Source organism: Rhodococcus sovatensis, from assembly GCF_037327425.1.
Classification (GTDB): domain Bacteria; phylum Actinomycetota; class Actinomycetes; order Mycobacteriales; family Mycobacteriaceae; genus Rhodococcoides; species Rhodococcoides sovatense.
This window is the reverse complement of record NZ_CP147846.1, coordinates 43,900-68,325: the sequence shown is the minus strand read 5'-3', so window position 1 is coordinate 68,325 and position 24,426 is coordinate 43,900. Positions and strand designations below refer to the sequence as shown.

Annotated in this window: 4 protein-coding genes; 3 read left to right on the top strand and 1 reads right to left on the bottom strand. The window is 65.2% G+C overall.

The annotated features are described in order from the left end of the window. Positions 1 to 23 precede the first annotated feature (23 nt). Genes WDS16_RS00230 through WDS16_RS00220 form a run of 3 tightly spaced genes read left to right on the top strand, consistent with a single transcriptional unit; the run spans position 24 to position 23,469 of the window. Complete coding sequence (locus WDS16_RS00230; RefSeq protein ID WP_338889614.1) at positions 24 to 19,970, top strand: amino acid adenylation domain-containing protein; 19,947 nt, start codon at positions 24 to 26, stop codon at positions 19,968 to 19,970. Further along, the gene (locus WDS16_RS00225; RefSeq protein WP_338889612.1) at positions 19,967 to 21,709 is read left to right on the top strand and encodes an ABC transporter ATP-binding protein; all 1,743 of its coding nucleotides are present in this window, start codon (positions 19,967 to 19,969) and stop codon (positions 21,707 to 21,709) included. The genes WDS16_RS00230 and WDS16_RS00225 overlap by 4 nt, the downstream gene beginning before the upstream one ends. Further along, positions 21,706 to 23,469 carry an ABC transporter ATP-binding protein gene (locus tag WDS16_RS00220; RefSeq protein ID WP_338889610.1) on the top strand — a complete coding sequence of 588 codons (1,764 nt, stop codon included), beginning with the start codon at positions 21,706 to 21,708 and terminating at the stop codon, positions 23,467 to 23,469. The genes WDS16_RS00225 and WDS16_RS00220 overlap by 4 nt, the downstream gene beginning before the upstream one ends. On the opposite strand, the gene WDS16_RS00215 is transcribed toward WDS16_RS00220, so the two are convergent. Next, positions 23,464 to 24,354, bottom strand: coding sequence for a siderophore-interacting protein (locus WDS16_RS00215; RefSeq protein WP_338889608.1), 891 nt, complete (start codon positions 24,352 to 24,354; stop codon positions 23,464 to 23,466). The two genes, WDS16_RS00220 and WDS16_RS00215, sit on opposite strands and share 6 nt — an antisense overlap. Positions 24,355 to 24,426: the final 72 nt, after the last annotated feature.

The window sequence follows — 24,426 nt, the reverse complement described above, 5'->3', positions numbered from 1 at the left end:
TTTTCCTAGTGAAGGAGTTCGGTGTGATCGAGGTTCGTCTTCCGCTGACGTCCGCGCAGTTGGGCGTTTGGACTGCAGAGCAGGTCACACCGGGTGCCGACGCCTTTCGAATCTCGCAACTGATCTGGCTGGACGGCGACATCGACACCCCGCTCTTGGAGCGTGCGATCGACGTCGCGATATCCGAAGCAGACGTCCTCGGCCTTCGCCCCGTCGAGGATGCCGACGGACTACCGGTGTTGCACCGGACGAGCGGGGCAGTCGGCACGACGACAGTGGTCGGCGTCGCCCAGCCGGACACCCGGATCCGGACCGGAGCGTGGACGAGGTGCCACGAATTCGGCGCAGGCGACGACCGGTTCGAATCGATGTCGGTGATCCACCGCCGAGCGGAAGGCTGGGCGTGGGAGTTCGCCACCCATCACCTGTTCCTGGACGCCTACGGCCTCGGATTGGTGACCCGCCGCGTCGCCGAGGTGTACACCGCACTCGTCGACAACGAGCCGATCCCGCCGCGATGGTTCGGGGCGTACTCCGAACTCGCAGAAGCGGGCGCCGCGAACGTCGACGACCACTGGTTGCAACGATTCGAAGCCGTCGACGACATCACTCCGATCACCTTCGACGCGTCCCGACAGTTCTTCCTCACCGACGCTCGAACGCACGTCACGATCTCGGCCACCGTGGCCGAGTCGATCGACCAGTTGGCTCGTACTGCCCGCGCGACGTGGTCCGATGTCGTCGCCCTGGGCTGGGGCCTCTACACCGCAGCCCTCGTCGGCCGAGATGCGTTCGCCGTGCGATTGCCGCAGATGAACCGGTCCGGGCGGCCCGCTCTGACAACTCCGGCGATGCTCGTCGGAGCAGCCCCGGTGGCCTTCCGTCCGAGCCCGTCGGCAACCGTGCGCGAACTCTTGCAGCAGGTGAGCAGTGAAGTGCGAACCGCTGCGCGTCACACCGTGGCCGGGGAGAAACTGGCGCGCATGTGGCCGAACGGGCCCGACGACTACCAGGCGATCCCACAGTTGAATATCAAGGCGTTCGACTACAACCAGTCCTTCGGTCCGATCCGTGGGCGCCAAGAAACGATCGCCAGCGGACCGGTCGGCTTCCTCGACCTCATGGCGTATCGCGATTCGGTCCACGGATTCCTATTGGACGTGGCTACGAGCGATCCTGCAGTGGCGGCTTCCGGAGTGATCGACACAGCGAATGGATTCGTGCGGTTCCTGGGTCGGCTCGCTGCCGTTCCAGAGAGTCGGATCGCGTCGGTGAGGGTGGTCGACGCTGATGTCTCGTTCTCGGCCGGTCCGGTTGTGTCGGTGGCGGATTCGACGGTCGATGCGGTGATTCGACGTCAAGTGGCGGTGTCCGCGGATGCGGTCGCGGTCATCGACGACACCGGAACCGAGTGGACGTACACCGAATTCGACGCGCGGGTCAACGCGCTCGCGCATGTCCTGCTCGAGCACGGAGTACACATAGGGGACCGGGTCGCGGTCGTCCTACCCCGCAGTGTCGACTTGGTGACCGCGTTGTTCGCGGTCATCCGAGTCGGGGCAGCGTATGTGCCTGTGGATCCGGAATATCCGGATGAGCGAATCGGGCACATCCTCGACGATGCAACCCCCACTGTGGTGATCACCCGCACTTTCCTCGACGACCCCGCGGTATCGGCACGCCTGACACGAGGCGAGGCCACCCCGCCGGTCCTGACACGAACCCTCACCCCCGCCGACACGGCGTATGTCATCTTCACCTCCGGCACCACCGGACGCCCCAAAGGCGTCACCATCTCCCACCGAGCGATCATCAACCGCCTCACCTGGATGGCCACCGATTACCGAATCAGCGCCGGTGATCGGATCCTGCAGAAAACCCCCGCCGTCTTCGACGTCTCCGTCTGGGAATTCTTCCTCCCCGCCGTCGTCGGCGCCACCCTCGTCATAGCCACAGACGGCGGCCACAAAGACCCCTCGTATCTCGCCGACATCATCGACCGCCACCAGATCACCGTCCTGCACTTCGTCCCCGCCATGCTCGGCGCATTCCTCACCTCCGCCCCCGACCCCGACCGGCTGGCATCGCTGCGGCGGGTGTTCTTCTCCGGCGAAGCCCTCCCCGCCCCCAACGCCGCCGCCGCCGACCGACTCTTCGCTGGTGCCGACCTGCACAACCTCTACGGCCCCACCGAAGCCGCCGTCGACGTCACCGCAGAACCCGTCCACGCAGACTCCCTCGCCGATGCGGTGACCGTGCCCATCGGCACACCGGTCGCGAACACGCACGTGCGGGTGTTGGATTCGTGGCTCAGGCCGGTTCCGGTCGGGGTCACCGGTGAGCTCTACCTCGGCGGCACCCAACTCGCCGACGGCTACATCGCCCGACCCGACCTCACCGCCACCCGCTTCATCGCCGACCCCACCGGCTCGGGTCAACGCCTTTATCGCACAGGCGATCTCGTCCGCTGGAACCACGACGGACACCTAGACTACCTCGGGCGCTCCGACGATCAGGTCAAGATCCGAGGCTTCCGCATCGAACTCGACGAGATCCGCACCGTCCTCGAACAGCACCCCGCCGTATCGACCGCCATCGTCATCGCCGCCGAACACCCGGCCGGCACCGGAAAATATCTCGCCGCCTACCACACCGGCACCGACGTCGATCCCGACGAACTACGCGCCTTCCTCACCGACCGACTACCCGACTACATGGTCCCCACCGTGTTCGTCCCCATCGACACCATCCCCACCACACCCAACGGCAAACTCGACCGCCGCAACCTCCCCACACCCGACCTCACCGGGGCACTGGCCGGCGGACAACACCCCACCACGGTCACCGAAACCACCCTCGCCACCGTGTTCACCGACATCCTGCACCTCCCCACCGACACCGAACTATCGATCGACGACGACTTCTTCCGCCTCGGCGGCGACTCCATCTCCTCCATCCAAGTCGTCACCAGAGCCCGCCGCGCCGCCATAACCATCACCGCCGCCGAAATATTCACCCACCGCACCATCAAAGCCCTGGCAAAAATCGCCGACACCCGCACCCACACCGAATCCGGCCCGACCGCCGTCACCACCGCACCACTACTACCGATCGCCGCCCACCACCACAGCCGACCCGGCTTCGACCACTTCACCCAATCCTTCGTCTTCACCACCCCACCCGACCTCACCACCGACACCCTCCAACGAATCCTCACCCGCGTCATCGGACACCACCCGACCCTGCAGGGCCGCCTCGATATCGACGACACCGGCACACCACACTTCACCGACACCGCCACCCCGATCGAAGTCACCGCCCGACTCGACACCGCCGAATTCACCCACGGCTGGTCCGGACCGCGCTGGCCTGCGTACGTCACTGCCCTAACGACGCGGCTCTCCGAGCAGCTCGATCCGACGAACGGGATTTTGTGGCGCGCCACGTGGTGCACCAATCCCGACATCGCCAATCCCGACATCGCCAATCCTGGTGACGCCAATCCTGGTGACGCCGATCCCGGTGACACCACCGGCCGACTCGTCATGGTCGTCCACCACCTCGCCGTCGACGGAGTCTCCTGGCGCATCCTCGAAGACGACCTCGCACACGCCTGGAAACTCGACACCGGCACCACCGACACCGACCTGCTATCGGTCGGCACCTCCATCACCACCTGGACCCACGCACTGACCGAGCAGGATGTCACCGACCAACTCGATCACTGGAGCACGGTGGTGAACGCGGTCGTCCCGCTGTTCGGCGGGACTGGAATCGACCCGGAGCGCGACACCCAGGCCACCGTCACCACCATCGACGTGAAAATCCCGGCCGGGCCCCTGATGAACGACGTCACCACCGCACTCTCCGCGAGCGTCGAAGACATCCTGCTCACCGCACTGACCGCCGCAACCGGCGCCTGGCGCGCACGCCACGGCCTCGAACCACTCCCGATCACCATCGGCATGGAAGGCCACGGCCGCCAAGAAACCCTCGTCCCCGGGGCAGACCTCTCACGCTCGATCGGCTGGTTCACCACCTGGTACCCAGTCCTCGCCGACCTCACCGACCTCGACCCCCACACCACCATCACCGACCCCACCCTCGCCGCCGACGCAGTACTACGCATCAAAGACACACTCGCGCGCATCCCCGACCGCGGCATCGGTTACGGCATACTCACCCACCTCGACCCCGACGCAGCCCTACCCGCCACCACACCCGACCTCGGATTCAACTACCTCGGCAACTTCAGTGCAGGCAACGGCGCCGCCAAACCATGGTCCAATTCGCCTGAGTTCTCCGGAATTCGCGCACACCTGCCGAAAAACATGCCCGCTGCAGCAGTGGTGGATGTCAACATCGCGGTTCTCACCGGTAGCGACGGCGACCCCATGTTCGATGGATCTTTCGCCTATGCCGAGAATATTCTGACGAGCGAGCAGGCTCACGAACTCGTCCAGTTGTGGACCACCGCGTTACAGACGCTCGTCACCTACGCCACCAGCGTGGGTGCCGGCCGCGTCCGTCGTTCCCTCGCGGACTTCACCGCCAGCGATATGACCTACGGTGACCTCGCCGCGTGGGAACACCGCTACGGCGACATCACCGACGTCCAACCGTTGACGCCACTGCAACACGGCATGGTCTTCGAATCCATGCTTGGTGACAGCGCCAGCGTGGACCTGTATCTCACGCACACGCTGGTCCACGTCACCGGAACGCTCGACAACGAACGGCTCGACAGAGCCCTGCGCACGTTGACCGAGATCTATCCCAACCTCAAAGCGGCGATCACACCGGCCTCGAACGGTGACTACGTCGCCGTCATTCCTACGCACGCGACGATCGAACTCACCGCAGTGAATGGCATCGGCGAGGCAGATGCCGTGGACAAAGCCGTGGCACGGAACCGGGCCATCCCGATGGCGCTCGACGAAGCGCCGTTGATGCGTGTCACCGCAGTGACCACCGCAAAAGACCACCACACCCTCATCCTGACCATCCACCACGCCATCACCGACGGCTGGTCCACCCCGCCACTGATCGCCACACTGCTCCGCGCCTACAACAACCCCACCACCCCCGCACACCCCGACCCCACATACCCGACCTTCCTCAACTGGCTCACCCACCACGACCACACCACCTCACTCGACACCTGGACCACCGCCCTCGCCGAGGTCACCGAACCCACCCTCATCGCCACCACCAGCACAACCACCACCGACACAGCGCACCCGATCGAACACATCTACACCATCGACACCACCCTCACCGAACAACTCACCACACTCGCCCGCACCCACAGCGCCACCCTCAACAGCGTCATCCACACCGCCTGGGCACTGACCCTGGGCGCCATCACCGGCCAACCCACCATCACCTTCGGCACCACCGTCTCCGGACGACCTGCCCACATCGACGGCATCGACACCGCCGTCGGCATGTTCCTCAACACCATCCCCACCCCAGCCCACCTCGGCAACAACCCCACCGCCGGCGAACTCCTCGACCAAATCCACCACCACAACACCACCGTCCTCGACCACCACCACACCCCACTACCGGACCTACACCACCTCACCGGCCTCCCTGCCCTCTTCGACACCCTCCTCGTCTACGAGAACTACCCCATCGACGACGACACTGACACACACCACGACCTCACCATCACCGGAGTCGACATCCACGACTCCACCCACTACCCCCTCACCCTCGGCATCCTGCCCACACCCACCCACATCACCATCGAACTGTCCTACCAACCCCACCGCATCACCCACGACACCATCACCACCCTCACCACCCTCCTCGACACCGCCCTCCGCACCCTCGCCACCGCACCACACACCCGAATCGCCGCCATCCCCCTCCTCACCGACCACGACCACACACAACTCGCACGATGGTCGACCGGACCCACACAACCGAACCCGAACACCACCCTCGACACACTCATCCGCACCCAAACCACCCACACACCCCACGCCGTCGCCGTCACCGACGACGACGGCACCACCATCTCCTACGCCGACCTCGATACGCGAGCACAGGCATGGGCCACTCATCTAGCGGGACTCGGCGTGCGTCGGGGCGACCGTGTCGCGGTCATGCTTCCACGCAGTATCGACCTCGTCAGCGCACTCATCGCGGTGATACGCGCGGGCGCAGCCTATGTCCCCATCGACCCCGACTACCCCACCGAACGCATCACCCACATCCTCGAAGACTCTGCCCCGCTCGCAGTCATCACCACCATCGACCTCCACACCCACCACCACAAAGCACTCGACGCTGACACCGTCGTCACCACCACCGCATTACACCAATCCCCAACCCCCGACACCACACTCACCGACTCCACACTCACACCCGCTGATACCGCGTACGTCATCTTCACCTCCGGCACCACCGGACGCCCCAAAGGCGTCATGATCTCCCACCAAGCCATCATCAACCTCATCACCTGGCGCCAAACAGTCTTCCCCCTCACCGAAGGCGACCGCGTCCTCCAGAAAACCAGCATCGGATTCGACGTCTCCGTCCCCGAATTCTTCTGGCCCCTCACCATCGGCGCCACCATCCGCCTCACCCGCCCCGGCGGCGACAAAGACCCCCACTACCTCACCGAGATCCTCCACACCGAACCCATCGGCTTCGTCGAACTCGTCCCCACCATGGCCCAAGCCATGCTCGACGCCGGACTCGACCTGAACAACACACCCCTACGCCACCTCGCCCTCGGCGGCGAAACATTCCCCACCACCCTCGCCACCACCCTCACCGACACCGGAACCGCCGTACACATCTGGAACACCTACGGCCCCACCGAAGCCGCCGTCGAAACCACCGGACACCACCTCAACCCCACACACCCCGACACCGACACCGGCACCGGCACCGGCACGACCACACACACCTACGGCACCAGCGTGCCCATCGGCACCCCCATCACCAACACCACCACACTCGTACTCGACCCCTGGCTACGACCCGTCCCCGCAGGCATCACCGGTGAGCTCTACCTCGGTGGCGTCCAACTCGCCGACGGCTACATCGCCCGACCCGACCTCACCGCCACCCGCTTCATCGCCGACCCCACCACCAATTCAGGCCAACGCCTCTACCGCACAGGCGATCTCGTCCGCTGGAACACCGACGGACACCTCGACTACCTCGGCCGCACCGATGATCAGGTCAAGATCCGCGGCTACCGCATCGAACTCGACGACATCCGCACCGTGTTGGAACAACACCCCGCCGTCACCAGAGCCGTCGTCACCGCCGCCGACCACCCCAGCGGCACCGGAAAATACCTCGCCGCCTACCACACCAGCACCACCAGCGACCACGCCACCGACGTCACCGACGCCGAACTGCGGGCCTTCCTCACCGACCGGCTACCCGACTACATGGTCCCCACCGTGTTCATTCCCATCGACACCATCCCCACCACCCCGAACGGCAAACTCGACCACCGCAACCTCCCCACACCCGACCTCACCACCGCCCTCACCGGCGGACAGGAACTCGACACCGATGCGGAGAAAGCACTCGGGCGACTGTTCCACGAAGTCCTGGGACTCGCGGACGACACCACACTCACCGCAGACGACCACTTCTTCCGCCTCGGTGGGCACTCCCTGACCGCGACCCGCGTCGCGGCCCGTATCAACGCCGAACTCGGCACCTCCCTGACCCTGCGCGAAGTGTTCACCACCCCCACCATCGCCGGCCTCGCCGACCTCATCGACACCACCCTCGACGCCCTCGACGACGTCGCCGCCGCAGGACACCTCCCGCGAGTACGGATCACCGACATCACGGTCCCCGACCCGATCCCCGCCTCCTACGGCCAACAAGCACTCTGGGTCATCGACCAACTCGGCGGACCCGCCGCCCAATACGTCGTACCCACGATCTGGACCCTCACCGGCGACCTCGACACCGCCGCCTTCACCGCCGCCATCGGCGACCTCATCACCCGCCACGAACCCCTCCGCACCCTGCTCGTCGAACACGACGGCACCCTCACCCAACACATCGTCGACCCCGCACACGTCACCGAACGACTTTCGATCCAGATCACCGACATGCGGCACAGCACACCCACCGACGTCGACACCCACATCGATGCCCTCATCGCCACCGGATTCGATCTCGCCGCCGACCTCCCCCTCCGCGTCGCCGTCTTCCGGACCGCACCCGATCACGGGACCGCCGAGGATCACTGGACGATCGCTCTGATCGCGCACCACCATGCCATCGACGAATGGTCCACCCCCGCCCTCATCGCCGACCTCGCCGCCGCCTACACCGCACGACAGGCCGGCACCGCCCCCACCTGGCCGCCACGACCGGTGACCTACGCCCACTACGCAACCTGGCAACGCGCCACCCTCGGTGACGCCGCCGACCCCACCTCCGAACTCGCCGGCCACCTCGAGTACTGGCGCACCACCCTCGCCGACGCCCCCGAAGAACCGATCATCACCCTCGACCACCCCCGCCCCACACAACCCACCCAACACGGCACCGACCTCACCTTCACCATCGACCCCCACACCACCACCACCGCAGCCCGCACCATCGCCGCGAACAGCGGAGTCACGATGTTCACCCTCACCCACACCGTCACCGCCATCACCGCATCACTGCTCGGCGCCGGCACCGACATCGTCATCGGCTCCCCCGTCGGCGGACGCACCGAAGACGGACTGCACAACCTCATCGGCTACTTCGTCAACACCCTCCCCCTACGCCACCACCTCGACCCGAACAACACCTTCACCGACCAACTGACCCAAACCCACCGAACCGTCCTCGACGCATTCGCCCACCAACACGCACCCTTCGAACACATCACCCGCACCACCAACACACCCCGCACCACCAACCGCACACCCCTCTTCCAAATCCTCCTCACCCACAACAGCACCGACGGCGAAACCACACTGGACCTACCCGGTATTAACGTCACCAATATCGGGCCTGCCGCGCTCGGCGCAGTCAAGACCGACCTCGATCTCGACATCACGGACACCCCCACCGGCATGGTCGGCTACCTCACCTACGCCACCGAACTGTTCGACCCCGCCACCATCGACCGATTCATCGCAACCTTCGAACGCGTCCTGAAAACCCTTGTCGCCACACCAGGCACACGACTGGCAGCACTCGATGCCCTGCCCACCGCCGATTCGGAACACATCTCCACACTCTCGACGGGTCCGGTTGTGTCGGTGGCGGATTCGACGGTCGATGCGGTGATTCGACGTCAAGTGGCGGTGTCCGCGGATGCGGTCGCGGTCATCGACGACACCGGAACCGAGTGGACGTACACCGAATTCGACGCGCGGGTCAACGCGCTCGCGCATGTCCTGCTCGAGCACGGAGTACACATAGGGGACCGGGTCGCGGTCGTCCTACCCCGCAGTGTCGACTTGGTGACCGCGTTGTTCGCGGTCATCCGAGTCGGGGCAGCGTATGTGCCTGTGGATCCGGAATATCCGGATGAGCGAATCGGGCACATCCTCGACGATGCAACCCCCACTGTGGTGATCACCCGCACTTTCCTCGACGACCCCGCGGTATCGGCACGCCTGACACGAGGCGAGGCCACCCCGCCGGTCCTGACACGAACCCTCACCCCCGCCGACACGGCGTATGTCATCTTCACCTCCGGCACCACCGGACGCCCCAAAGGCGTCACCATCTCCCACCGAGCGATCATCAACCGCCTCACCTGGATGGCCACCGATTACCGAATCAGCGCCGGTGATCGGATCCTGCAGAAAACCCCCGCCGTCTTCGACGTCTCCGTCTGGGAATTCTTCCTCCCCGCCGTCGTCGGCGCCACCCTCGTCATAGCCACAGACGGCGGCCACAAAGACCCCTCGTATCTCGCCGACATCATCGACCGCCACCAGATCACCGTCCTGCACTTCGTCCCCGCCATGCTCGGCGCATTCCTCACCTCCGCCCCCGACCCCGACCGGCTGGCATCGCTGCGGCGGGTGTTCTTCTCCGGCGAAGCCCTCCCCGCCCCCAACGCCGCCGCCGCCGACCGACTCTTCGCTGGTGCCGACCTGCACAACCTCTACGGCCCCACCGAAGCCGCCGTCGACGTCACCGCAGAACCCGTCCACGCAGACTCCCTCGCCGATGCGGTGACCGTGCCCATCGGCACACCGGTCGCGAACACGCACGTGCGGGTGTTGGATTCGTGGCTCAGGCCGGTTCCGGTCGGGGTCACCGGTGAGCTCTACCTCGGCGGCACCCAACTCGCCGACGGCTACATCGCCCGACCCGACCTCACCGCCACCCGCTTCATCGCCGACCCCACCGGCTCGGGTCAACGCCTTTATCGCACAGGCGATCTCGTCCGCTGGAACCACGACGGACACCTAGACTACCTCGGGCGCTCCGACGATCAGGTCAAGATCCGAGGCTTCCGCATCGAACTCGACGAGATCCGCACCGTCCTCGAACAGCACCCCGCCGTATCGACCGCCATCGTCATCGCCGCCGAACACCCGGCCGGCACCGGAAAATATCTCGCCGCCTACCACACCGGCACCGACGTCGATCCCGACGAACTACGCGCCTTCCTCACCGACCGACTACCCGACTACATGGTCCCCACCGTGTTCGTCCCCATCGACACCATCCCCACCACACCCAACGGCAAACTCGACCGCCGCAACCTCCCCACACCCGACCTCACCGGGGCACTGGCCGGCGGACAACACCCCACCACGGTCACCGAAACCACCCTCGCCACCGTGTTCACCGACATCCTGCACCTCCCCACCGACACCGAACTATCGATCGACGACGACTTCTTCCGCCTCGGCGGCGACTCCATCTCCTCCATCCAAGTCGTCACCAGAGCCCGCCGCGCCGCCATAACCATCACCGCCGCCGAAATATTCACCCACCGCACCATCAAAGCCCTGGCAAAAATCGCCGACACCCGCACCCACACCGAATCCGGCCCGACCGCCGTCACCACCGCACCACTACTACCGATCGCCGCCCACCACCACAGCCGACCCGGCTTCGACCACTTCACCCAATCCTTCGTCTTCACCACCCCACCCGACCTCACCACCGACACCCTCCAACGAATCCTCAGTCGGATCGCCGCAGCCCACCCCACGCTCGGAGCTCGCATTCGCCGCTCCGAGACCTGGGAGTTCACGCTTCCCTCCACAACGGTCGAACCGCCGATCGAATCGCTGACGGTATCGGATGGTTGGTCGAGCCCGCAGTGGCTGAGGACAGTCGACGATCTCGTCACCCGAATGTCCGATCAGGTCGACCCGACGAACGGGATTTTGTGGCGCGCCATGTGGTGCACCCACTCCGACGACACCAACTCGGGTGACACCACCGGCCGGCTCGTCATGGTCGTCCACCACCTCGCCGTCGACGGTGTCTCCTGGCGCATCCTCGAAGACGACCTCGCGCACGCCTGGACACTCGAAACCGGCACCACCACAACCGAATTGCTACCGGCAGGCACCTCGATCACCACCTGGACCCACGCACTGACCGAACGCGCACACGACCGCGATCTCACCGACCAGCTCGAGCACTGGACCACCGTCGCCGACGCCACACACCCCCTCTTCGGCGACCGCAGCATCGACCCCGAGCGCGACAACCACGCCACGACCGGACAGATCCACCTCACCGTTCCCGCCGACCTCACCGCCACCCTTCTGGGCGACGTCACCACCACACTCACCGCGAGCGTCGAAGACATCCTGCTCACCGCACTGACCGCCGCAACCGGCGCGTGGCGCGCACGCCGCGGCCTCGAACCACTCCCGATCACCATCGGCATGGAAGGCCATGGCCGCCAAGAAACACTCGTCCCCGGGGCAGACCTCTCACGCTCGATCGGCTGGTTCACCACCTGGTACCCACTCCTGGCCGACCTCACCGACCTCGACCCGAACACCACAGTCACCGACCCCACCCTCGCCGCAGACGCAGTACTACGCATCAAAGACACACTCGCGCGCATCCCCGACCGCGGCATCGGCCACGGCATACTCACCCACCTCAACCCCGACGTAGCCCTACCGACGACCACCCCCGACATCGGATTCAACTACCTCGGCACCTTCACCACCAGCACAGCCGGCGACCGGTCGTGGGCAAGTGCACCGGAAATCCCCGGCATCCGCGGACACCTCCCCCCAGAACTCCCCGCCGCAGCAGTGATCGACATCAACATCGCCGCAGTGTCGAACACCGACGGCGCCACCATCCTCGACGGATCCTTCGCCTACGCCCAAAACATCCTCACCCGCGAACACGCACACGAACTCGTCCAACTGTGGACCACCGCCCTGCACACACTCGCCGCCTACACCACAGGCGCAGGGGCAGGCCGCACACGCCGATCCCTCACCGACTTCACCGCCACCGACCTCACCTACAACGACCTCGCCACCTGGGAACACCGATACGGCGAGATCACCGACGTCCAACCTTTGACGCCGCTGCAACACGGCATGGTCTTCGAGTCGCTCCTCGGGGCTGTAACCGGTACCGACGTCTATCTCACCCACACTGCGGTGACGGTGACCGGACCGCTCGATCTGGACCGACTACGCACCGCCCTCACGCGACTTACGGACACACACCCCAATCTCAAGGCCGCGATCACGCCAGCCGCGAACGGCGACTACGTCGCCGTCATCCCCACCCACGCCACCATCACCCTGTCCCACATCACTCTCGATACCGACAACACCACCGCGATCGCGGCGATCCTCGACGCAGACCGGGCGATCCCGATGGCGCTCGACGAAGCACCGTTGATGCGCGTCACCGCGGTCACCACCGCAGCGCAGCACCACACCCTGATCCTGACCATCCACCACGCCATCACCGACGGCTGGTCCACCCCGCCACTGATCGCCACACTGCTCCGCGCCTACAACAACCCCACCACCCCCGCACACCCCGACCCCACATACCCCACCTTCCTCAACTGGCTCACCCACCACGACCACACCACCTCACTCGACACCTGGACCACCGCCCTCGCCGAGGTCACCGAACCCACCCTCATCGCCACCACACCAGACACCACCACCAGCACCAGCACCAGCACAGAAACCAGCAGCACAGAACTACCCACCGAACTCACCTACACCATCGACACCACCCTCACCCACCAACTCACCACACTCGCCCGCACCCACAGCGCCACCCTCAACAGCGTCATCCACACCGCCTGGGCACTGACCCTGGGCGCCATCACCGGCCAACCCACCATCACCTTCGGCACCACCGTCTCCGGACGACCTGCCCACATCGACGGCATCGACACCGCCGTCGGCATGTTCCTCAACACCATCCCCACCCCAGCCCACCTCGGCAACAACCCCACCGCCGGCGAACTCCTCGACCAAATCCACCACCACAACACCACCGTCCTCGACCACCACCACACCCCACTACCGGACCTACACCACCTCACCGGCCTACCCGCACTCTTCGACACCCTCCTCGTCTACGAGAACTACCCCATCGACGACGACAACACAGCACACAACAACGACCTCACCCTCACCGACGTCGACATCCACGACTCCACCCACTACCCCCTCACCCTCGGCATCCTGCCCACACCCACCCACATCACCATCGAACTGTCCTACCAACCACACCGCATCACCCACGACACCATCACCACCCTCACCACACTCCTCGACACCACCCTGAACACCCTCGCCACAGCACCACACACCCGCATCGCCGCCCTACCCCTACACACCGACTCCGATCACGAACAACTCGCACACTGGTCCACCGGACCCACACAACCAACCCCCAACACCACCCTCGACACACTCATCCGCACCCAAACCACCCGCACCCCCAACGCCGTCGCCGTCACCGACGACACACAGACGCAATGGTCGTACACAACGATCGACATCCGCGCAAACGCACTGGCCCACATACTCATCGAACGCGGCGTCCAGGTCGGAGACCGCGTCGCAGTCATACTCCCCCGCAGCGTGGACCTGGTGACCGCACTGCTCGCCGTCATCCGAGCAGGCGCCGCGTACGTCCCCATCGACCCCGACTACCCCACCGAACGCATCACCCACATCCTCGAAGACTCCACACCCTCACTCCTGATCACCACCGACAGCGGCACGGGTATCGACAGCGGCACGGGTATCGAGAGTGGCACGGGTATCGACGGAGTGTTCCTCGACGACCCGGCGATCGCTGCACGTGTGACGCGGGGCGCGAGCGCAGCACCAACGCTGACGCGGACGCTCACCCCCGCCGACACCGCCTACGTCATCTTCACCTCCGGCACCACCGGACGCCCCAAAGGCGTCATGATCTCCCACCAAGCCATCATCAACCTCATCACCTGGCGCCAAACAGTCTTCCCCCTCACCGAAGGCGACCGCGTCCTCCAGAAAACCAGCATCGGATTCGACGTCTCCGTCCCCGAATTCTTCTGGCCCCTCACCATCGGCGCCACCATCCGCCTCACCCGCCCCGGCGGCGACAAAGACCCCCACTACCTCACCGAGATCCTCCACACCGAACCCATCGGCTTCGTCGAACTCGTCCCCACCATGGCCCAAGCCATGCTCGACGCCGGACTCGACCTGAACAACACACCCCTACGCCACCTCGCCCTCGGCGGCGAAACATTCCCCACCACCCTCGCCACCACCCTCACCGGAACCGCCGTACAGGTATGGAACACCTACGGCCCCACCGAAGCCGCCGTCGAAACCACCGGACACCACCTCAACCCCGCAGACACCGACACCTACGGCGCGAGCGTCCCCATCGGCACCCCCATCACCAACACCACCACACTCGTACTCGACCCCTGGCTACGACCCGTCCCCGCAGGCATCACCGGTGAGCTCTACCTCGGTGGTATCCAACTCGCCGACGGCTACATCGCCCGACCCGACCTCACCGCCACCCGCTTCATCGCCGACCCCACCACCAATTCAGGCCAACGCCTCTACCGCACAGGCGATCTCGTCCGCTGGAACACCGACGGACACCTCGACTACCTCGGCCGCACCGATGATCAGGTCAAGATCCGCGGCTACCGCATCGAACTCGACGACATCCGCACCGTGTTGGAACAACACCCCGCCGTCACCAGAGCCGTCGTCACCGCCGCCGACCACCCCAGCGGCACCGGAAAATACCTCGCCGCCTACCACACCAGCACCACCAGCGACCACGCCACCGACGTCACCGACGTCACCGACGCCGAACTGCGGGCCTTCCTCACCGACCGGCTACCCGACTACATGGTCCCCACCGTCTTCATCCCCATCACCACCATCCCCACCACACCCAACGGCAAACTCGACCGCCGCGCCCTCCCCACACCCGACCTCACCACCGCCCTCACCGGCGGACAACACCCCACCACCGACACCGAACTCACCCTCGCCGCAATCTTCACCGACATCCTGCGCCTACCCGCAGACACCCCGATCTCCATCGACGACGACTTCTTCCGCTTGGGTGGACACTCACTGACCGCAACCCGCGTCGCCGCCCGAATCAACGCCGAACTCGGCACCTCCCTGACCCTGCGAGAGGTGTTCACCACCCCCACCATCGCCGGGCTCGCCGCGATCACCGACACCACCACAGCACACCTGTCACGAATGCACGTGGCAGACATCGAGGTCACCGACCCCATCCCGGCGTCCTACGGCCAACAAGCACTCTGGGTCATCGACCAACTCGGCGGACCCGCCGCCCAATACGTCGTACCGACGGTCTGGACCCTCACCGGCCACCTCGACACCACCGCCTTCACCGCCGCCATCGGCGACCTCGTCACCCGCCACGAACCCCTCCGCACCCTGCTCGTCGAACACGACGGCACCCTCACCCAACACATCGTCGAAACCGAACACGCCGTCAACACCCTCCCCATCCAGATCACCGACATGCGCGAAAGCGAACCCGCAGACATACAAGCCCACATCGATGCCGTCGTCGGCGCACGATTCGACCTCGCCACCGACCTCCCCCTCCGCATCGCCATACTGCGCAACGCACCCGACCAATGGACGATCGTCCTCGCCGCACACCACCACGCGATCGACGAATGGTCCACCCCCGCCCTCGTCACCGACCTCGGCGCCGCCTACACCGCACGACTCGCCGGAACCACCCCCACGTGGACACCACTACCAGTCACCTACGCCCACTACGCAACCTGGCAACGCACCGTCCTCGCCACCGAACTCGACCACCACCTCGACTACTGGCGCACCACCCTCGCCGACGCCCCCGAAGAACCGATCATCACCCTCGACCACCCCCGCCCCACACAACCCACCCAACACGGCACCGACCTCACCTTCACCATCGACCCCGACACCACCACCGCAGCCCGCACCATCGCCGCGAACAGCGGAGTCACGATGTTCACCCTCACCCACACCGTCACCGCCATCACCGCATCACTGCTCGGCGCCGGCACCGACATCGTCATCGGCTCCCCCGTCGGCGGACGCACCGAAGACGGACTGCACGACCTCATCGGCTACTTCGTCAACACCCTCCCCCTACGCCACCACCTCGACCCGAACAACACCTTCACCGACCAACTGACCCAAACCCACCGAACCGTCCTCGACGCATTCGCCCACCAACACGCTCCCTTCGAACACATCACCCGCACCACCAACACACCCCGCACCACCAACCGCACACCCCTCTTCCAAATCCTCCTCACCCACACCACTTCCGACAGCGACGAAGAACCCACACCGGAACTTCCCGGACTTCGCAGTGCCAACTACGGCCACACCTCACTCGACGCAACGAAGACCGACCTCGAACTCGACATCGTCGACACCCCCAACGGCATGGTCGGCTCCCTCACCTACGCCACCGAACTATTCGACACCGCAACGATCAACCAATTCATCGCAACCTTCGAACTCATCCTGCACACGCTGGTAACCGCCCCGGACACACGTCTGGCAGCACTGAATGCAATCACCGACGACGAACGCGACATCATCGCCGCCTGGTCGACCGGAGCCAGCGAACCCGCAGCCGGCACCACCCTCGACACACTCATCCGCACCCAAACCACCCGCACCCCCAACGCCGTCGCCGTCACCGACGACACACAGACGCAATGGTCGTACACAACGATCGACATCCGCGCAAACGCACTGGCCCACATACTCATCGAACGCGGCGTCCAGGTCGGAGACCGCGTCGCAGTCATACTCCCCCGCAGCGTGGACCTGGTGACCGCACTCCTGGCCGTGATCCGAGCAGGCGCCGCGTACGTACCGATCGACCCCGACTACCCAGGCGAACGCATCACCCACATCCTCGAAGACTCCACCCCCACACTCCAGATCACCACCACCGAACTCGAGACCACCGAACTCGGAACGAACGCGATACACCTCGACAACCCCGACATCGCGGCACGCCTCGACACCGGACACACCACCGCACCGGTGCTGACACGGGCCCTCACCCCCGCCGACACCGCCTACGTCATCTTCACCTCCGGCACCACCGGACGCCCCAAAGGCGTCATGATCTCCCACCAAGCCATCATCAACCTCATCACCTGGCGCCAAACAGTCTTCCCCCTCACCGAAGGCGACCGCGTCCTCCAGAAAACCAGCATCGGATTCGACGTCTCCGTCCCCGAATTCTTCTGGCCCCTCACCATCGGCGCCACCATCCGCCTCACCCGCCCCGGCGGCGACAAAGACCCCCACTACCTCACCGAGATCCTCCACACCGAACCCATCGGCTTCGTCGAACTCGTCCCCACCATGGCCCAAGCCATGCTCGACGCCGGACTCGACCTGAACAACACACCCCTACGCCACCTCGCCCTCGGCGGCGAAACATTCCCCACCACCCTCGCCACCACCCTCACCGGAACCGCCGTACAGGTATGGAACACCTACGGCCCCACCGAAGCCGCCGTCGAAACCACCGGACACCACCTCAACCCCGCAGACACCACCTACGGCACCAGCGTCCCCATCGGCGAACCCATCACCAACACCACCACCCACGTCCTCGACCCCTGGCTACGCCCAGTACCCGCAGGCATCACCGGCGAGCTCTACCTCGGCGGCATCCAACTCGCCGACGGCTACATCGCCCGCCCCGACCTCACCGCCACCCGCTTCATCGCCGACCCCACCACCAATTCAGGCCAACGCCTCTACCGCACAGGCGATCTCGTCCGCTGGAACACCGACGGACAACTCGACTACCTCGGCCGCACCGACGACCAAGTCAAGATCCGCGGCTACCGCATCGAACTCGACGACATCCGCACCGTGTTGGAACAACACCCCGCCATCCGGGCCGCCATCATCATCGCCACCGACCACCCCGCCGGCACCGGCAAATACCTCGCCGCCTACCACACCAGCACCCACACCACCGGCACCCACACCACCGACGGGGAACTGCGGGAGTATCTGACCGACCGGCTACCGGACTACATGATCCCCACCGTCTTCATCCCCATCGACACCGTCCCGGTCACCGCGAACGGCAAACTCGACCACCGAGCCCTCCCCACACCCGACCTCACCACCGCCCTCACCGGCGGACAACACCCCACCACACCCACAGAACACACCCTCGCCACCATCTACACCGAGGTGTTGGCACTACCGAGTGATGCACCCATCTCCATCGACGACGACTTCTTCCGCCTCGGCGGCGACTCCATCTCCTCGATTCTCGTCGTCTCGAAAGCTCGCCGTGAAGGCCTGCAGTTCACCGTGCGAGACGTCTTCGAAAAGCGCACGATCGCGGGTCTGGCCGGGGTACTGGACATTCCAGAGATCGCGGCAGAACCGATTCCGCTCAGTACCTCGTCCACGCTCGAACGGCTCCGCGAGGCCGGCGACGAGCCGAACGATTGGGTCTACACCGAGCTGGTTGCGATCGACCGGACAGCTCTGTCGGGCCTGCAGTCCGCGTTCGCCTCGCTTGTGAACAGGACCGATGCGTTGCGGATGAGGGTTTCGCCGTTGAACCGTCGGCTGTGGACATCTGAGATCGCCCCGGCGGGAACGGTCGATCTATCGAAGCAAGTTGTCGAACTCGATCCGGAGACCAGTGACTCCGCCGCAGCCTCCCGCGTCGCATCGTTGATCAGCATCACGGAGGGTCTACCGGCAGCAATCGCAACGTGGGGCACACCCACCCAGAGTTGGCTACTGGTCGCTGCGCATGCCGCGGCTGCCGACCGAGGCTCGGTTCACGAGATCGCCCGTATTCTTACCGGGCAAGTCGAGGGTTCGGCGACTGTGTCACTCGAGTCCGCGCTGGAAGCGATCGATACCGCGGGACAGAACCTCGACGGCGAACTCGCGCAGCGTTGGGTCGATGCGACTGGTATCAGCCGGCTAGTTGATTCGACCATGTGGTCCGCCGGCAACCATGCACACATGCGAGCTGATCTGGCGGTCGAGACATCGGACTTGCCGGAGCTCATCGCCGAGTCTCTCCGCCGGATTGCACAGAGCAACTCGACGGAGGTGACGGTCGATCTCGAAACGACTACGGCATCCCCAAAACCTGCGATCGGGCCGTTCACAGCAACGTGGCCGTACATCAGCGGTCTGTCCGAAGCCGAACGACGACAGTATTCGTTGCTTCGCTACCACAACCGTGCGGGGCGGCGGAGCTTGCGGAAGTTGAGCGATTCCATTGCGCTCGTGACTAACACCGTCGGAAAACTCGCCGACCCAGGCTTGAGGGAGGGCGTGGAGACCGCCTACCGTTGCGTGATCCGCTATTGCGTCGCCGACGGTGCCGCGGAGCTCGACATCATCGGCCTCTCGGAAGGTGCCGTGGCAGAGCTGGAAATCGAACTGTCCACACAGTTCGATGCCGCCACCGACAAGAAGCGCAGCGAGGCATGACGACGGCCTGGAAACCACCGAAGCACCTTCCCGTTTTCTTCGAGATCCCGGATACTCCACCGGCACAACGGATCACGATTCGGACGGGGATGTCGCCGCTGGGGCTCACGCTATCGGTCATCCGGTCGGCGGGCTGGTATGCCGCTGGGGGTTGCCTGTTGATCGTATTGTTCAATGCCGCGAGTGCTTTGGTACCGCTGGCGCTCGGGGCCGCGATCGACGAGGGAATCGGTCCGGTCACGAGAGGTACCCCTACCGAGGATGCGCTCGGCGGCTTTCTACTGTGGGTCGCCGCGATCGCGGGTCTGTATCTGGTGATCAACGTGACGTATCACTTCGGTGGGTGGATCGGCTGGTATTGCGTCCAGCGCGCACAGTACGAACTGTCCGCCCGGATCGTCGAACGAATACTCGATGCTCGGGGAACGGCGGGACCCGCACAGCTTCCCGGGCGCCTGTTGTCGGTCGCCACCTCGGACAGTGACCGGGTCGGGTTTTCGCTCTACTTCGCGATCTACCCGCTCGGCAACGTGGCGGCCGTGCTCGTCGCGGCGGTGTCTCTTTTCGTCATTCATCCGGTCCTGGGCCTGACGGTCATCGTGGGCGCGCCGCTCTTGCTCGTATTCATGGCGATCGTCGCCCGCCCCCTGCGAAATCGCGCCGAACAGGAACAGGAGGGAATCGCCGATGCCGCAAGCTCCGCGGCCGACCTCATCACCGGCTATCGGGTCATCAGCGGCATCCACGCACAGCAGGCGGCTGCGAACCACTATCGGCGGGTGAGCCGGACGGCGCTGCGTGGCACGCTCGCCGCGAACACGGCCGAGGGTGCGGTGCGGGGAACGAATGCCGCGCTCATGGGCCTCTTCGCCGGAGTGGTCACTGCCGTCGCCGCCGCGCTTACCTTCGATGGTTCGATCTCGGTCGGCGAACTCATCGCGGCTGCCGCGATGGCTCAGGTGCTGCTCGAGCCGTTACGTGAGTTGATTGAGGTGGCCGCAACGATCGGGGCCCAGGCATTGGCTTCGGCGCGGCGGGTACTCGACCAGCTACACGTCGAACCGAATCCGGAAGCACGCGGTGACACTCCGGTGCCGGATCCCCCGTTGCTGCAGATCACGACACAAGACATCGAGTCACTCGACGTCGAACCGGGCGAGTTCGTAGCGATCGAGCTCGCCGCAGTCGACGCCGACGCATTGGTCGCGGCCTTGACACTCGCCGGGAGCGTCGGAGCGCAGGTGAAAATGAACGGCCAACCACTACCGAGCTACGATCCTTCCGCGATCCGACGGCTGATACTGGTCGCACCCCATCAGGCGGATCTTCTCGAAGACACAGTGTTGGCGAGCGTCATGTCCGGGAGCACCGATCGCGATCGGGCCGTCGCAGCGCTGCGCACGGCACGCTGCGAAAGCCTCGAACACGAGTTGCCGCTCGGCTACGAGACACCGATTTCCGACCTCGGTCGGACGCTCTCCGGCGGACAGCGACAACGCGTCGCTCTGGCCCGGGCTATCTGTCGCGAGCCCCGAATTCTCGTCCTGCACGACCCTACGAACTCGGTCGATTCGGCAACCGAGTCCGACATCGCCGAGCGGGTCCACACGGCCCGCGCCGGAATGACGACACTCGTGATCACGTCGTCTGCGGCATTTCATGCAGTGGCCGACCGCAGCGTGCGTCGACCCCCTGGCCAACTCGTCGCGAGCGTCCCACCGAAGAGCCTCGACTCATGAATTTCGCGGTCGACGCCAACGATCCGCCCCGCCTGCCGGTTGCCGATCGGCGACAGATGGTCAGCGAGGTGCGCACACTGGCCGCGGGCAGCTGGTGGCGAGTGGGCGGGATCATGGTGCTGCTGCTGGTCGCCGCCGCGTCCACGCTCGTCCTACCGCTGACGGTCGGCTGGATCGTCGATACCGCCTCGCGCAGCGGTCAGTCCGGAATTCCGACCGTGTTCTGGTGGCAACTGGCAGGCCTGGGTGCGGCCGCGATCGTCGGTGGCGCCGTCGAGTTCTTCGGTGTCGTGGCTCTCGGACGTTTGATCGACACGATGGTCGCCGAATTGCGGGAGCGGTATCTCACCGCGGCACTCGCATTGCCGGAAGCCGAGATCGAACGGGTGGGTGCGGGCGACATCGTTACCCGCGCGGCAACGGATACCCGCAACGTGTCAGAAGAGTTCCCGACGATCTTGCCCGCTGTGGCCGCAGCTGCATTCACGATCACGTTGACGCTCGTCGGGACCGCTGTTATCGATTGGCGTTTCAGCGTTGCGTTTGCGCTGGCGGTGCCGTTGTACGTCGCGGCTCTGCGCTGGTACCTCCCTGCCGTCCCGCCGGTCTACGCCGTGCTGCGCTCGGCTGACAGCACCCGCGGCGAACGCGTACTCACCACCTTGTCGGCGCTGCCCACCGTCAAGGCCTTCCACGCCGGTCCCGGTCGTGTTGCACGGATTCGCACGGCCGCTTGGGAGGTCGCCAGGTGGGAGGTACGCGCAAAAATCATGCAGAACCGCTTGTTCAGCCGCATCAATCTCGCGGAGGTCGTCGGACTCCTCGTCGTCGTGGCGTGCGGTTTCTTCGTGGCGGCCCCTCGGGGCACCAGCCTCGGCGAGATCACTGCCGCATCGTTGCTGTTCTTGCAGGTCGCGGCGCCGATCTCGGGACTGTTGTACGTCATGGACGACCTGCAGTCCGCGACGGCGTCACTCGCCAGGGTCGTCGGTGTGACGCACGACCTGCCCCGGCACTCGGAACCGACCGAGCCCGCCGAGACGTCGTCGCCGGCCACGGAGTCACTGGTACACGTCCACGACGTCAGCTTCGCCTACCGCGCCGATCATCCGGTACTCGACGGCGTCAGCCTGCACGTATCCGCCGGTGAACACGTCGCGATCGTCGGCACGAGCGGATCGGGAAAGACCACACTCGCTCGGCTCGTCGCGGGGGTGCGAGAACCGGACAGCGGACGAATCGACCTCGCGGTCACCCGCGCACAGATCGCCTATCTCAGCCAGGAAGGGCATGTGTTCTCCGGAACCCTGCGGGAGAATCTACTGCTCGCCGCACCGGGTTCAACGGACGACATGCTTCGATCCGCGCTGCAGATCACGCGAGCCGACACCCTGTTGAAGTCCCTGCCGGACGGTCTGGATACCGTCCTCGGCGAGGAGGGGCATCGAATCACCGCCGCTGACGTGCAACTTCTGTCGCTGGCACGAATGGTCCTGAGTGACCCTGCCGTTGCAATCCTCGACGAAGCGACCGCGGACGCCGATTCGAGCAATGCGGCGTTGCTCGACGACGCGGCTGCGCAGGCTCTGCGCGGGCGCTCGGCAATCGTCATCGCCCACCGACTCTCCCAGGCACGAGTGTGCGATCGAATCGTGGTCCTGGAAGGCGGCGCCTTGATCGAGGAGGGCACCCACGACGAGCTACTTGAAGCGGGTGGCCGATACGCACATCTGTGGCTCATCTACAGCGCACAGCTATAGCCCGGCTTCCTCGAGCATTTCCTCCCAGCGATTGTCGGCGTCTGCCTCTGCGGCTCCGGCGTCGATCAACTGCTGGTACTCGCTGTGTAGCCGGTCTTCGACCGCTTCGTACTTCTGGAGCCACTCTTCGGCGCGAACGCGCCAGTATCCGATGGTTTCGAACTGCGCATTGCCGAAGCCACGCTCTTTGCGCAGGTACTTGCGCACGTCTCGGCTCGTGGCCGCCTCTCCGGCGAACCACACGTAGCCTTGGCCATCCGGAAGGGTCTCGGCGCGTACGGCGTCAGCCAGGCGCGACGGCCCATGACCGTTTCCGCCGATCAGCCACTCGATGCTCAGGTCCGCATTGGTCTCGATCGGAATTTTGTCGCCGTTGTCGAGAACTTCCACGATCGCTCGAACCGGGAACCCGTCCGGTAGCTCTTCGACGGCTCTAGACAAGGCTGGAAGCCCTGTCAGGTCGGCAACGAGCAGTTGCCATGCGGTGTCGCTCGGCGGGTCGTACCAACCTCGAGGTCCCCACAGTCCGAGGACGTCGCCGGGTGCCGCGGCCAGGGCCCATGACGCCGCGATGCCGCCCTTGTGCGCGACGAAGTCGATCGACATTTCCTTGGCGGTCGCGTCCCAGCTCCGAACCGAGTAGTTGCGATATTCGGGCTCGTCGATGTCGTGGTACGCCCAGTCGCCGTCTTTCTCGGTCATCGCCGGCGGCTTGTCCTCGCCCTCGCCGGCGAAGTACAGCGAGACACACTCGTCAGCGGCGCCGTTCGACGTGTAGTCAGCCAATCCGTCACCGCCGAATACCACCCGCACGAGCGAGGGCGAGATGCGTTCCGTGCTCACCACCTCGGCGTAGAAGAAGCGTTGCACTCCCTTGATCCCCACGTGACACCCTTTCTTCTTCGGTTTGAAAGTTAGGCTATGCTAATCACCTAAATGGTGTCTAGCCGCGCCAGC